The sequence below is a fragment of the Bacteroides sp. OF04-15BH genome (assembly GCF_003477995.1).
In the GTDB taxonomy this organism is placed as follows: Bacteria; Bacteroidota; Bacteroidia; order Bacteroidales; family Bacteroidaceae; genus Paraprevotella.
This window is the reverse complement of sequence record NZ_QUEM01000004.1, coordinates 112,244-125,716: the sequence shown is the minus strand read 5'-3', so window position 1 is coordinate 125,716 and position 13,473 is coordinate 112,244. Positions and strand designations below refer to the sequence as shown.

Sequence of the window (13,473 nt, the reverse complement as noted above, 5' to 3'; positions counted from 1 at the left end):
ATTATTTTTGTTGATGAGCCTGTTTTAGGAGAGATAGAATACTTTTTACGTGTTCTTCCTCTTTTTTCCGTTCCGGATGCTCAGACAGGATATAATAGGTATTATTGATCCGGTAGAGCTTGCACACATATTTGTCCCATTCCTCGCGAGCAATGCTTTTTGTCGGTTGGTGCTCATTCAGATACAGGATAAAATTTTCTGCCCATGATTTTCCGGTAAGGAAGATGACGAATTCGGGTGAAAGTATTTCTATTTCCTTTTTCAGAATTTCACAGCACACTTTTTCCTGAGCTGCCTTAAGCGAATTGTCGGGATTTCCTCCCTGATAAGGGGACACTTTATACAGATTGCTCCAGGCTATGAAAGAAGACCAATTATCGAAATAGCATGATACGGCAACCTGCCTGATGACTCTCCAGAAGGCTGACTTTTGGGTGTTATAGCCTTTGCGTTCTTCAGCCCATTGCATCTGGTCCTTACGATTAAAGATTGCCGTCTTTTCATTGTTGCCGAAAAGTTCTTCAAGCTCTTCGGAGTCTGTGACCCATCCGTTTGTTGCCCTTCCGACAAAGAGTATTCCTTTCTGTTCTTCGATGGGGAAGTTCTTGCCCCATTGCACACAGAAGAAGGACTTGGCACCTTTGAGATGCTGCACATTTTGGATAAGAGAGCCGTATAAAGGTTTCAGTTTTGTTTCCAGCTGTCTGGTCAGATCTGCAAGTGTCGTTTTCATGTTTTGGTATGATTGATTCTGTAAAGTCCAAAAGTAATATTTTTTATTCAGTTTGATTAAAAAACTTCCGGTTTTTCAAACTGGGCCTGCCACTCTTCTTCGGTCATTTCCTTTTCCATCACAATCTCGCCCTCGGCATTGATATAGCTGTATTTGTTTTCTTGCCTACAAATAAAGAAGTCTGCTGCGATATAGATCGGAGCGCCGACTGCGGATGCTTTCAGAATTTTTGTTTGTGTTCCGTCTTCATTGTAGATATGGTATTCCTCATTCACATGAATGACGAAATAATTCATTCCGATAATCAGTCCTTTATGATACTGCTTGTTTTCTGTCAACCCGGATAAATTGATGGATTTCTTTGCTTTTTTCTTTTCAAGATAGGTGATTTCTGCCACTGGTAAATACATGACTTTTCTCTTGGGATTTTTAAGAGAAGTAGCTCCATACTTAAGCATGCTGATTTTTACGTTCTTGATACCCATAGTTGTATTGTTTTAGTTAGACATAAAAGTTTGGAGCAAAGTTGGGGGCAAGATGTCTCATTTCGCGTTACAGGTTGAATAATTTTTTGATTCTATTCACTTAATGGCGGCACATCCGTCAGCCGTGGAATTTCCACAAACTCCGCTTCGGGGAAGTGTTCGCTGATATACTGCTGCACATAGGCGCGGGTGTCCTTGCGGATCAGGTCGTCGCCGTCGCGGTCCTCATACAGATTGTAGGCAAAGGTGTGCAGACGGATGCCGCGGCGCTCGATGGCTTCCAGGCTGAGCAGGATGTGGTTGATGCTGCCCAGGCGGCCCGATGCTACAAAGATGAGAGGCAGCTGGCGGTCGGCAATATAGTCGATGGTGAGATAGCGGCGGGTGAGCGGCACCATCAGGCCACCGGCTCCTTCAAGCAGCACCGCGTCGTAGCGTTCGCTCAGGGTGTCCATGGCGCGCTCGATCTTGTCGAAGTCGATGTCACGGCCGTCGATCTCGGCAGCCAGATGCGGCGAACAGGGATAGGTGAAGATTTCGGGCATGGTGAGCCGTTCGTGGTCCTCGGGCAGCAGACCGGTGCCCATCAGGCGGCGGTGCAGCTCAATGTCTTCCGACAGTTCGGTGTTGCCGGTCTGGATAAACTTCTGGGTGATGGTGCGGATGCCGCGGGCGTTCCACTCGCGGGCCAAGAAACCGGTGGCATAGCTCTTGCCGATGCCGGTGTCCATGCCGCTGACAAAATATACGTTCTTTTTCATTGTTCTGTATGTTTATGCGTTGATTATTTTTTTCGGGCTACAAGATAGACCGGATGATAGGTGAGCTGCACGCCGTCCGGTGTCGGGGCGAAGCGGTTGCGGTAGCTCTCGGCAAAGGTGCGCAGCGTGGTCTTGTTCCACCGCTCCTTGCGGATGCCGGTCACTCCGGTGGCTTTGAGGTGGTGCAGCACGCTCACGGGATCGGGAAACGTCAGGCGGTGCAGTTCTTCGGACTGATGAACCACCTCGAAGTCCGTTTCCAGCAGGGCGGCCCAGGCGGATGCGGAGCGGTAGGGCAGCGTGGCACCGGTGAGTTGCGTCACTTCGTGCACATTCTGCGGGCCGAAGGTGGAGAAGGCCAGATAACCGCCGGGACGCAGACTGGCGGCGCAACGGTGGAGAAAGGCTTCGGGATGCTCCAGCCATTGCAGGGCGGAGCAGGACACCACGGCATCGAGCGCTTCGGGCAACGGTAACTGTTCGATGTCGCCTTCGAGAAAGCGGACGGGTATTCCGGGTGCCACACTTTGCAGGGCTGCGGGGCGCACCTCGGGGCAGAGGTCATTGAGCCACAGCTGTGCGGGACGGAAGGCAGGGGTCCAGAGGGCGGTGAAGCCGCCGGAACCGCAACCGAACTCCAGCACTTGTGCCCCGCTGCGGGGAAAGTCCGTGCGGAGCATGATGTCGGTCATGCGGCGGGCTATGCGGGCCTGCACCACGGCTTCGTCCGAATAGGTGGCGGCGGCACGGGCAAATCGGCTGCGGATCAGCGATTTGTCCATAGCTCCTCCTTTCCTTCGATGAGGCCGGCAAACAGGCGTTCGTCGTAGTGGGCCACTCCGGGCAGCACAAGCTGGGGCACATCGCTCCAGGCGTTCTGCTGGTTGGCGGTGGGAAAGATCAGATCTTGCGCTCCGATCAGGGCACGGTCCCAGGGGAAGGACAGCGGCTCGGGATGCGACAGAATGCGATGATGCAGGGCGGCCAGCTCGGCACGGAGGCTCTCGGGCGTGCGTTGCGGACAGTGGTCCATGAAGGTGGTCAGCCCCTCGGCCGTGCCGCACATGCGTCGTCGGAATTTATACAGATTCTGTTTGGTGAAGCGGATCAGCGTGCCTTCGAAGATGGCGGACGGGATGCCGCGTGTGTCGTCGATGGGATGCTGGGTGCCGTTCAGCGCCAGGCACTGTGTCAGCCGGTCGGTATGGCCGGACAGGGTGCGGGCGGCTGTCCACACGCCGAGCGACCACGCCAGAAGACGGATTTCGGTGTATGGCTCCAGCAGACTGTAGTCGAACGCTTCGTCGGTATAGTCGTAGCAAAGCAGGAGGTCGTAGCCTGCCGGCGGGGTATAGGGAAAGAGATGTTCGTCGGCGCCCCAGCCGGCGAAGAGGAGCAACAGGCGGGGCTGTCCGGTGCGGTGAAGAAATATCTGCTTCATACGGGATTTCGTTTTTTAAGAGGATTATGTTTTGGGAACAACGGTCAGAGGGCCTGGATGAGCCGTTCCACATCGGCCTCGGTGAGCGAGGCGGTGAGTGACAGACGCAGGCGGGAGGTGCCTTCGGGCACGGTGGGCGGGCGCACGGGCAGCACATAGAAGCCCTTGCGGCGCATATCCTCAGCCTTGAGGATGGCTTCGTGGCTGTCGCCGATGATCACGGGCAGGATGTGGCTCTCCGACGGCGAGGTATAACCCCGGGCCGTGAGGGCCTGCTGCACGGTGCGGCTCATGCGGAGCAGATGCCGGCGACGGTCGTCGAGTTCGGCCAGACGGAGCAGCACAAAGCGGGTCCATGCCATCTGGATGGGGGGCAGGGCGGTGGTGAAAATCAGGGTGCGCATCTTGTTGATGAGGTAACGGCGCAGCGTGTGGCTGCACACCACAAAGGCTCCCATCGAGGCCAGTGCCTTGCCCATCGTGCCGCAGAGCAGATCGATGTCGGCCAGGCAGCCCTGTTCCTCGGCAATGCCCAGTCCACGGGTACCGCGTGCGCCCACGGCATGAGCTTCGTCCACATAGAGCAGCACATTGGGATAGCGTTTTTTCAGGTCCACCAGCAGGGGCAGGGGGGCGATGTCGCCGTCCATGCTGAAGATGCTCTCCGTCACGATGAAGATGCGGTCGTAGTCGTGCTGATGCTTTTCGAGCAGTTGCTCCAGTTGCCGATAGTCCTGATGGCGGTAACGGATGCAGCGGGCTGACGAAAGGCGTATGCCGTCGATGATGCTGGCATGCACCAGTTTGTCGGCCAGAATGAGCGAACGGCTGTCGGTCAGTGCGGGCAGGATGCCGGTGTTCATGTGATAGCCGCTGCTGAAGAACAGGGCGGCTTCGCGCTCATAGAGGTTGGCCAGCAGCTGTTCCACCTCGTCGTAGATGGGATAGTTGCCCGTGAGCAGGCGGGATGAGGTGGAGGAGAACAGGCATTCTTCGGGCTTCAGGCTCTGGAGAAACTCCGTGTGCCAGTCGGTGCGGTTGCCCAGTCCCAGATAATCGTTCGACGAGAGATTCAATAGGCATCCTTCGGAGGTGTGCATCCGGCAACCGTCGGGATGCAGATGCGGCAGGTCGCGCAGATTGCCACTGTCGGCGAGCCGTTGCAGTTCTTTTTCGTAATCGCTCGCCGGTTGCAGCTCTGTTTGGAATTTGCGTACGCCTTGCGCATCGGTTTCATGTTCGCATACGCTTCGTTGTTTCTCTTTATCTGTAATTGGTTTCATGACGCGGTTCTTGTGGTCTTGGTCTTTCTTTTCTTGTTTGGAATCATTCTGTTTTTGGGCGTTCGGATATTGCCTCTTGTTCTTTTTGGCGCGTTACTCCGAATAGTTCTCGAGTTCGGCCACGATTTTGAGCAGACCTTTGGTCAGATGGCTCAGTTCTTCCGGACGGATAATGAAGGGAGGCATGATGTAGACCAGGCGACCGAAGGGGCGCACCCAGATGCCTTCTTCCACAAAGCGGCGCTGCATGCGGGCCATGTTGACCGGACGGTGGGTTTCGAGTACACCGATGGCGCCCAGTACGCGCACGTCGGCCACCTGAGGCAGAGCACGGGCGGGAGCGAGTTCGCGGCGCATCTGTTCCTCGATGCGGGCCACCTTCTCTTGCCATCCGTAGGACAGGAGCAGTTCGATGGAGGCTTTGGCCACGGCACAGGCCATGGGGTTGCCCATAAACGTAGGGCCGTGCATGAAGGCGTGGGGCTCATGGGTGGAGATAGTATCGGCTACCTGATCGGTGGTGAGCACGGCCGAGAAGGTCATGTAACCGCCGGTCAGTGCCTTGCCGATGCACATGATGTCGGGCTTCACGCCGGCATGTTCCCAGGCAAAGAGTTTGCCCGTGCGACCGAATCCCGTGGCGATTTCGTCGAAAATAAGCAGCAGACCGTATTGGCGGCAGAGCTTCTCGGCCTCACGCAGATAGTTGGGATGATAGAAGCGCATGCCTCCGGCTCCCTGCACGATCGGCTCCAGAGTGAGGGCGGCCAGGTGCTGGTGATGGGCTTCGATGGTCTGGCGCAACGGCTCGATGTCGTGCTCGTCCCATGCTCCGTCGAAACGGCTCTGCGGAGCGGGCACAAAGTGGCGCACGGGCAGAGCGCTGCCGAAAAGACTGTGCATGCCGGTCACGGGGTCGCACACGGACATGGCATTCCACGTGTCGCCGTGATAGCCCGAACGGATGGTCACGAAGTTGTTCTTCTCCGGACGACCGCAGGCATACTGATACTGTACGGCCATCTTGAGGGCTACTTCCACGGCCACGGAACCGCTGTCGGCATAGAAAATCTTCTGCATATTGTCCGGAACGAGACGCAGCAGGAGGCGTCCCAGTTCGATGGCGGGTTCGTGGGTCAGTCCGCCGAACATCACATGGGCCATCTTCTGGAGCTGCTCTTCGATGGCATGGTTCAGAACGGGATGATTGTAGCCGTGCACGGCGCACCACCAGGAGGACATGCCCTCGATGAGCTGCGTGCCGTCTTCAAGGGTAATGGTGCAGCCCTCGGCGCTGCGCACCTTATACGTGGGCAGCGGGTTGGTGGTGGAGGTATAGGGATGCCACAGGTGGTCGCGGTCGAAGGTATCGAACAGGATAGAATTGGAATGAGTAAGCATGTTTTTTCTTGTTTGATTGTTCTTTAAATAAAGTACTGTCGGAAGCTTGTTTAGAGCTGATAACCGGCTTCCGTGAAACGCTTCTTGTCTTCGTCGATGCCGGAGCCGAGGGTGGTGAGCAGGTCGCCCACAATGGCGGCATTGATTCCGGCGTGGAGCACGCGTTGCATGGTGTCCTCGCTCAGACGGGCACGACCGCCGGCCAGGCGCAGATAGGCCTTGGGATGGATCAGGCGGTAGAGGGCCACGGTGCGCAGGATCTCTTCGTCGCTGAGCAGCGGAGTGTTGCCCAGTGGAGTACCGGGGATGGGGTGCAGGATGTTGATGGGGATGGAGCGGGTGTCGAGCTCGCGCAGCTTGAAGGCCAGCTCGATGCGTTGCTCCTCGCTTTCGCCCATACCCACGATGCCGCCGCAACAGATTTCCATGCCGGCGCGCTGAGCGGCGTGCAGGGTTTCGATCTTGTCGGCCTGGCTGTGGGTGGTGCACAGGGAGTCGAAGTAGGAGGGAGCGGTCTCCAGATTGCAGTGGTAACGCTCCACACCGGCCTCACGCAGACGGACGAGCTGTTCTTCGGTGGCCAGACCGAGCGAAGCGCACACCCGGATGCGGCTCTTGGCTTTCAGGGCACGTACCCGGCTGCAGATTTCATCCACCTCACGGTTGGAAGGTTTCTTACCGCTGGTGACGAGCGAGAAGCGTTCCACGCCCTTAGACTCGTTGTGCAGTCCGTGCTCGATGATGGTATCCTCGGATACCAGTCCGTAGATTTCGGCGTTCGTGCCGTAATGGGCCGACTGGGCGCACCACTTGCAGTTCTCGCTGCAGCGGCCGGACTTGGCGTTGATGATGGAACACATATCAAAGTGGCGGCTGGCACAGGCCACGGTGATCTCATGTGCGGCCTGACACAGGGCTTCGGTGCCCTGGGCGTCACTTAGTTCGGCGGCCAAAGCCAGGATTTCTTCCTGACTGGCTTCTCCGCCTTGCAATATACTCTCTTTCAGTTTCTCTAATACTTCTGGTAATTCCATAGTCAATTGGTTTTATAGATAAAAACAATGCGTCCTGCGCTCCGGCCTGTTAAGGGCTGAAGCGCAGGACGCACTGCGATGTTATTATTAATAAGGTACGAAGCAGCCGGAACCGCCGGGATCGTCGGTTCAACAAGCAGCATCAGTTCCAGTTCGGGAGTTCCGATGTCGGGGGGAGCGGGCTCGGCCTCGGTTGCCTCGTAGCCGGGAATATAGTGACGCATTTCGCGCACGGTGTATTTGGCTACCTTGCAGAGCGAAGCTTCGGTAATACTCTTTCCCACACGACTGATGACGACCTCACGGCCCAGGCTGGCAAAGGCAGCATAGGCTTTCCGGCTCCACTGGCGGAAACGGATTACGGGGCGGATATGTCGTGTCATTCGGTTCATCGGAGCAAAGATACAAAATTCAGGGGAATTATCTGTCTTTTGAGGAGGGGTTTTGCTTCTGACCCTGAAGTTAATCAGTTTTATTGCTGATTCTATCAAATTATAAGCTTTATCGCTTATATTTAGCGATTATAAGTTATTTGGCTAATAATGCTTGCGTGGGAAAGTTTTTTTAATATCTTTGCAAGGGAATGTTTAATAAAAATGTGAATGATGTATGCTGCTATTTCTGCCGATATTGTTTCTTCTACGACATTGAGCATTGACGAGACAATAGTTCTCAAGCAAAGAATAGAAGATTTGTTTCTGTTTCTTGAAGGAAGGTATCCCGGTTTTTGGGGGCGTTTGATTAAAGGGGATTATATTGAGTGCCTGTTGCCGTCGGCAAAGGATGCTTTGCGGGTTGGTTTGCTTCTTAAAACCCGTATCAAATCTTTTCCGGTGCATGATACAAAAGGAAAAAAACTGTTTCTGACTTATGGGGTGCGTATGGCCCTGGGATTGGGGGAGATGCGCCTTGTAGATCGGGAACAGGGGATTATGGATGGAGAAGCCATTTATCTGTCGGGACGGACACTGAATGCAATGCCGGTTTCGAATAAGCAGATTACCTTATTGATTGGTGCGACAAACAAGCAGCAGGAATCTGCCTTGCGCACAGTGGGGATATTGATAGATGCGCTTCTAAACAATGCGACCAGCCGTCAGTGTGAGGTGCTGTATTATAAACTGCTGGCAAAAAGTGAACAGGAAATTGCGAATATACTGGGGATTAACCAGTCTGGAGTGAATCAGCATTCGACCTCTGCCAAGTGGTATTGTATTGAGGAAACTTTGAACTTTTGGGAACAATTAAATTTTTCCGGTCATGAATAGTTGGGTGTTATTGAGCTTGTGTCTGGCGCATATCATTGCTGACTTTTATTTTCAAGAAGACAAATTTTGTCGGGAAAAAGCGGAACGGAAGGTAAAAAGTCCTTTTATGTATTTGCACGCCCTTGTTATTGGTGCTGTATCCTGGGTGGCGATTCCCGAACTTGATTTTTGGAAATATGCGTTGTTGATTGTAGGAAGCCACTGGCTGATTGATGTCGGAAAGGCATATCTGAGTCCAAAACTGTGGACTTTTCTTTTGGATCAGCTTCTTCATTTTGTGATTTTGTTTTTGGTTGCGGCAAACTTTCTTCCTCAGAAGGCTATGCCGTTACAGTATTTGGACATATTGCCTGACATTTTCTTACCCGGATTACTTCTGGCCGTCTTATTCTGTATGAAACCGACCAATATTATGATTAAGCTTATTCTGGAGCGTTATCAAATAGGTGAAGCCAGTTCCTGTCAGGATATAAAGAATGCAGGAGGCTTAATCGGGAATCAGAACGTATGCTTACTTTGTTGTTTGTTCTGATCGGACAGTTTGAAGCTATCGGTTTTATTGTGGCTGCAAAATCTTTGCTTCGTTTTAAAGATACAGATACGGCAAAAACAGAATATGTGTTGGCAGGTACCTTCTTGAGCTTTGGTATAGCGGTTGCTTGTGGACTGGCCGTTAAATATTTTGTGATGTCCTGATCCTTTTGGGTTAATGGTCGTATAAATGATTAAATGGTTTTTAAAACGCTTTTCGAGGCGTTTTAAAAACCATTTAATATTAGGTCCCGAAAGGGATTCGGGGATTAGTCTACTTCAGCAAAGGTGCGGGCCTTGTTCTCCAGTTCTACATCCTTGATGCTTCCTGTAAGTCCTTTCTGACCGATGGTTATCGGGGCGAAAGACAGGTTCTCGTTCAGAATGTCGGCATTGTAGACAGACTTGTCGAGCACACCGTTGATGTAGATTTTCAGCATACCGTTCTTCTCGCGGCAGCAGGAGATGGTGTTCCACTTGCCGTCGGCAACATCGGTGTTGGAAGTGACGGACAGCTGACCTACGGTGAATTTCACCTTACCGTCTTCGAGAGCCACACTGAAGGCACCTTCCTGACTGATGAGGTTTCCTTCAATGGTCGTGGTGTTTACGGCACAGCTTACGTTGAAGTCGGCAGTACCGCTCACGCTCATCTTGGCCTTGACGGTTTTCTTGCTCTTCAGCTGGCGCTCATCGTCCAACTCCAGAATGCTCTGGTCGTCGTAGGCGTAGAATTCCGGTGACTCGCCCAGAGTGTTGTTGCCGTTCCAGTCGGCAATGTTGTTCAGATTGAGCTTGTAGGCCTTTCCTTCTTTCAGCTCCTTACCGAAGGTGAGCAGCACGGTGCGGTTGTCCGGCAACGTCTCGGCGCTGACAGCCTGTGTGCCGTCGGAGAGACTGAAGTTGGCAGCAGTAACCTTGACCGGTTCGTTGAACTCGGCGCGGATGGTGTCGTCGCTGGCCTTGAGGCAAACCAGTTCGGCAGGAGTGGTATCCTTGTCCGGTGAGAATTTCCAGATGCGTACCTCGCCGCCCTGCAGGGTGACGCTGATCTCGTCGTTATACTGGAATGGCTTGCTGTTGTCGTCCTCGCTCTTGCTGTTATGGTTGATAACCAGCGTGCGCCACAGGTCTTTGGCCTGCTCCGGCACACCGATGGTACGGTTCAGCTTGATGGTGAAGGTCTGCGGTTCGCTCTTCGGGTTGCGCACGGAGATGATACCTTCCTTGTTGTTCCAGCAAGAGTAACCGTAGCAGTTTCCGTTGGCCGGAGTCTCGCCGATCAGTTTGGCATGGCGCAGGATGTCGTAGTTGTTCTCCAGGAAGCGCAGGGCTTCGGCATTGATCATCCACTTGTTGCCCTCGTCCATCATGTTGTAGCTGTAGAGCAGTTCCCAGAAGGCAGCACCACGGGTGGCCATCATATACAGATAGGTGCGGAACTCTTCGTCGTCCATAGAGTTCGGAGCCACGCAGTAGGTCTTTCCGTAGAGCGGATCGTGGTTGAAGATGTTGCTGAACGGGAATTGGAACTGACGGGTCTTGATGAAGTCAAAGTAGCGGTCATCGCGGTAGCTCAGCAGCATGTCGAGTTCGCGGTCGCGCTGGTCGTCTACCTTGATGCGGCCCATATCGGCAGAAATCTGCAACCATACGGACTGACACCACTGCAGGAGCCACGGACTCGGGTTCATGTAGCAGGTCAGGTTGATCCACAGGTTGCTGTTGCGCTTGTCGGCATCCAGATAGAGAGTGTCGAGCAGGTTGGCCCAACGCTCCCAGTGTTCGGTCATGTAGTACATGCCATTCTTGCCGCCGGTGATGTAACGTCCGTTTTCAGAAGGCTGCGGCACCTTGGCACAGAATCCGTCGAGCTTCCAGTAGTTCACGTCGTACTTGTTCTGGCAGTCGAGGAAGAATTCCTGCAACTTCTTGAGATACTGCTTGTCGCCGGTAACAATATCGTAGTTGGACTTGTTGACCGTTCCATTGCCGTTCTTCTCCAGGAATTTGGCAAAGTCGTACTGGTAGTTGTAACCGCCACGCGGGCCGAGCCAGATACCGAAGTTGGAAGACACGCGGTGCGCGAAGTCGCTCGGTTTGGTCAGGCCGTTCGGGAATTTGCTGTTGAACTGCCAGAAGCCGGTGGTGTTCTCTTTCTCATACGGACCGTAGGCGTTCCATCCGTCGTCTACCACATAACTGTCCACCGGACGGATGCCCTGCTGCGACAGACCGCGCTCCACTTCCTTAAAGGAAGACAGGATGTTTTCTTCGGTGATGTCCATCATCCAGTCAAACCAGGAATTATACTGGATGCGAAGGTTGGCCGGGCGGGCAATGCTGTTGATATAGGCAAAGAAGTCCGACTGGATCACATCCATATCGGTGGCGCTGCGGGTAGCTCCCAAGACATTCCTCCAGGTGGTGAAGGCTCCCTGTGCATCCAGACGGTTTTCCTGGCCTAATTCAGCCAGAGACTTGCCGCTGTAGTAGCGCACATGAGCGGTCTGGGCGGCAATCTCGTTCTCGGTCTGCGGGAATTCCGAACCGAGGAACATACCGTCGATATAGACCGGCTGGCCCAAAGAAATGTGGTAGCCCGACATACCGCCTACACCTTCGCCCATCTCCGGGTGAGTCCAGGTGTTGTCGGCAGAAGCCACTCCAAGGTGCTCCATGTCGATATAGTCGATGCGGGCCTGTGCCTGCTGTTGCTGCGGAGCGGCGATGCGCAGGTATTTGCGCATGAAGTGGTCGTTGTCTTTCATTTCATAAACCACATCCACATCCCAGTCGATGTTGTTGGCCTGATAAGGAGCCAGATCGAAGACCAGACGTTTTCCGCCCTCGATATTCTCTTCCTTCACACCGTTCAGCTTCATGGCCGATGGTTTCAGCTGGTAGCTGCCGTCGATATAGTTGTCCTTGCTCACATAGAACTCGGCGCAGGTACCGTATTTCAGTCCGTTCTGCGAAGAAATCTCCTTGAAACGGATGTAGCGGCCCTTGGCTTCCTTGGGCAGATTCATCCAGCAGGCGGCATCACCGTTCATGGTAAGTTCGCCTTTCATCACCAGATTCTGGGGCTGCTCAATATCCTTCAGGCTGTTGGACACATACAGTTCGAATCCCTTGATGCGTCCGTTCTCGGCACCCTGACGCGGCACGTAGGCAAAGCTCTTGAAGGTGTTTTCCTTCTTCATGTCGATATCGAACCAGAAAGGGAAATCCTTGCTTCCGGTTCCGTCATCCCGGTAGTTGGTGTGCCACAGGGTCTGTTTGTCCCCGTCGATAATATATTCGGCTTTACCGCTTTTCGGACCGTCGTTGCACCAGCTTGAGGCTGTGGCCGTCCATCCTTTGCGACCGATGGCCATAGGAGCTACCGGTTTTCCCAGAGCGCGGATGACAAATTCTTCACTGCCGGCAGCCGGAGTGTAGACTGTTGCCTTACCGTCTGTTCGCTTGTTTTCGATACTCTGTGTCTTCAATACCCCGTCGGCAATGCTGAATGTGCGGCTGAGATACTGGTTTCCGATGGTTACGGTATTCGCATTCTTGCTGATCTGCACCTGGGCCCAGGCCGGCGATGCGGTCAGGAAGGTGAGCAGACAGTAACCAACGACTTTTCCCTTTCTGTTCATAAGCTGTTGTGATTTAGTTCCTTTGACGCAAAAGCGACTTTTCTTGAAGCTGTTTGGCGACTCAGGAGGTTTCTGTTACCTTTGATTCTCCTTCAAAATTAAGAAAAATAATTTTTTTCAGGGGGATATGAAACATATATTCACCTTATAAGAATATATTAACGTGAGGGAAAACTGTCGATGATAAAAAAGCCCGTCCTCTGATCTTCCTGAAATAAGGAATGGTTCAGAGGACGGGCAGGGTATAAGGAATGGTTGGTTTTCACTATTTGATACTTTCCAAAGCACGGTCGTAGTCCGGCTCTTCGGAAATGTTCTTGACTAACTGGCGATATACGACCTTTCCTTCGGGATCGAGAACCAGCACCGCACGCGCGGCCAGATTCTTCAGCGGTCCTTCGGTAATGAGAAGACCATAAGTCTGGTCGAATGCCTCGCTGCGGAACAGCGACAGCGGGATGACATTCTCAATTCCCTCTACAGTGCAGAAGCGCGCCTGTGCAAAGGGCAGGTCTTTGGAGAGGCAGAGCACCACGGTGTTGTCCAGTGCCGAAGCCGCCTCGTTGAAGTGGCGTACCGACATGGCGCAGGTAGGGGTGTCCAGACTGGGGAAGATGTTCAGAATGACATGTTTTCCGCGGAAAGAAGAGAGCGACACTTCTTTCAGGTCCTTATCTGTTCCGGTAAACTCGGGCGCTGCGGCACCTACTGCCGGCATGTTGCCGTTGGTGCTGACTTCCTGACCACGGGTGATGACTTTCTCCTGTGCTTGAGTGGCTGTTTGGAATCCTAAAAAGGCAAGAGCCAATAATAAGTAACGCGATTTTTTCATGAGTTCCTTTATTTAAATTGGTTTCATGCGCAAATATAAATTCTAAATTGTAATAAG

At 53.3% G+C, this 13,473-nt stretch carries 12 protein-coding genes and 1 pseudogene; 3 read left to right on the top strand and 10 right to left on the bottom strand.

The genetic code is table 11. The features are described from left to right. Position 1: 1 nt before the first annotated feature. From DXA74_RS03140 to DXA74_RS03100, 8 genes and pseudogenes are all read right to left on the bottom strand, one after another. Positions 2 to 733: a hypothetical protein gene (locus DXA74_RS03140; protein ID WP_118525369.1), complete on the bottom strand. Its 732-nt coding sequence runs from the start codon at positions 731 to 733 to the stop codon at positions 2 to 4. A gap of 56 nt (positions 734 to 789) precedes the next feature. Further along, complete coding sequence (locus tag DXA74_RS03135; protein WP_118525368.1) at positions 790 to 1,218, bottom strand: hypothetical protein; 429 nt, start codon at positions 1,216 to 1,218, stop codon at positions 790 to 792. A gap of 92 nt (positions 1,219 to 1,310) precedes the next feature. Next, positions 1,311 to 1,979 (bottom strand): dethiobiotin synthase, encoded by a 669-nt coding sequence (gene bioD, locus DXA74_RS03130; protein ID WP_118525367.1) that lies wholly within the window; start codon positions 1,977 to 1,979, stop codon positions 1,311 to 1,313. A gap of 23 nt (positions 1,980 to 2,002) precedes the next feature. Further along, positions 2,003 to 2,761 carry a malonyl-ACP O-methyltransferase BioC gene (gene bioC, locus DXA74_RS03125; RefSeq protein WP_118525366.1) on the bottom strand — a complete coding sequence of 253 codons (759 nt, stop codon included), beginning with the start codon at positions 2,759 to 2,761 and terminating at the stop codon, positions 2,003 to 2,005. Further along, on the bottom strand, positions 2,746 to 3,420 hold the full coding sequence (locus DXA74_RS03120) for a DUF452 family protein (protein ID WP_118525365.1): 675 nt from the start codon (positions 3,418 to 3,420) through the stop codon (positions 2,746 to 2,748). Before DXA74_RS03120 ends, bioC begins: the two co-directional genes overlap by 16 nt. A 44-nt stretch (positions 3,421 to 3,464) precedes the next feature. Continuing rightward, positions 3,465 to 4,616 (bottom strand): 8-amino-7-oxononanoate synthase, encoded by a 1,152-nt coding sequence (locus tag DXA74_RS03115; protein ID WP_233550442.1) that lies wholly within the window; start codon positions 4,614 to 4,616, stop codon positions 3,465 to 3,467. Positions 4,617 to 4,796: 180 nt separating this feature from the next. Beyond that, positions 4,797 to 7,138 (bottom strand): annotated as a pseudogene (gene bioA, locus DXA74_RS16905) (adenosylmethionine--8-amino-7-oxononanoate transaminase). 2 nt (positions 7,139 to 7,140) lie between these two features. Further along, positions 7,141 to 7,521 carry a hypothetical protein gene (locus DXA74_RS03100; protein WP_147401012.1) on the bottom strand — a complete coding sequence of 127 codons (381 nt, stop codon included), beginning with the start codon at positions 7,519 to 7,521 and terminating at the stop codon, positions 7,141 to 7,143. A gap of 219 nt (positions 7,522 to 7,740) precedes the next feature. On the opposite strand from DXA74_RS03100, the gene DXA74_RS03095 reads away from it, so the two are divergent. From DXA74_RS03095 to DXA74_RS16530, 3 genes are read left to right on the top strand one after another with little or no spacing between them, the layout of a single operon-like run. Beyond that, complete coding sequence (locus tag DXA74_RS03095; protein ID WP_233550437.1) at positions 7,741 to 8,406, top strand: RNA polymerase subunit sigma-70; 666 nt, start codon at positions 7,741 to 7,743, stop codon at positions 8,404 to 8,406. Further along, positions 8,399 to 8,938 (top strand): DUF3307 domain-containing protein, encoded by a 540-nt coding sequence (locus tag DXA74_RS03090; RefSeq protein ID WP_233550436.1) that lies wholly within the window; start codon positions 8,399 to 8,401, stop codon positions 8,936 to 8,938. Before DXA74_RS03095 ends, DXA74_RS03090 begins: the two co-directional genes overlap by 8 nt. Then, positions 8,914 to 9,102 (top strand): hypothetical protein, encoded by a 189-nt coding sequence (locus tag DXA74_RS16530; protein WP_233550435.1) that lies wholly within the window; start codon positions 8,914 to 8,916, stop codon positions 9,100 to 9,102. Before DXA74_RS03090 ends, DXA74_RS16530 begins: the two co-directional genes overlap by 25 nt. Positions 9,103 to 9,206: 104 nt before the next feature. Here DXA74_RS16530 and DXA74_RS03085 read toward each other — a convergent pair whose 3' ends face one another. Together DXA74_RS03085 and tpx are read right to left on the bottom strand one after the other, a co-directional pair. After that, positions 9,207 to 12,584: a discoidin domain-containing protein gene (locus DXA74_RS03085; RefSeq protein WP_118525359.1), complete on the bottom strand. Its 3,378-nt coding sequence runs from the start codon at positions 12,582 to 12,584 to the stop codon at positions 9,207 to 9,209. A gap of 265 nt (positions 12,585 to 12,849) precedes the next feature. Next, the gene (gene tpx / locus DXA74_RS03080) at positions 12,850 to 13,416 is read right to left on the bottom strand and encodes a thiol peroxidase (RefSeq protein WP_118525358.1); all 567 of its coding nucleotides are present in this window, start codon (positions 13,414 to 13,416) and stop codon (positions 12,850 to 12,852) included. Positions 13,417 to 13,473 lie beyond the last annotated feature (57 nt).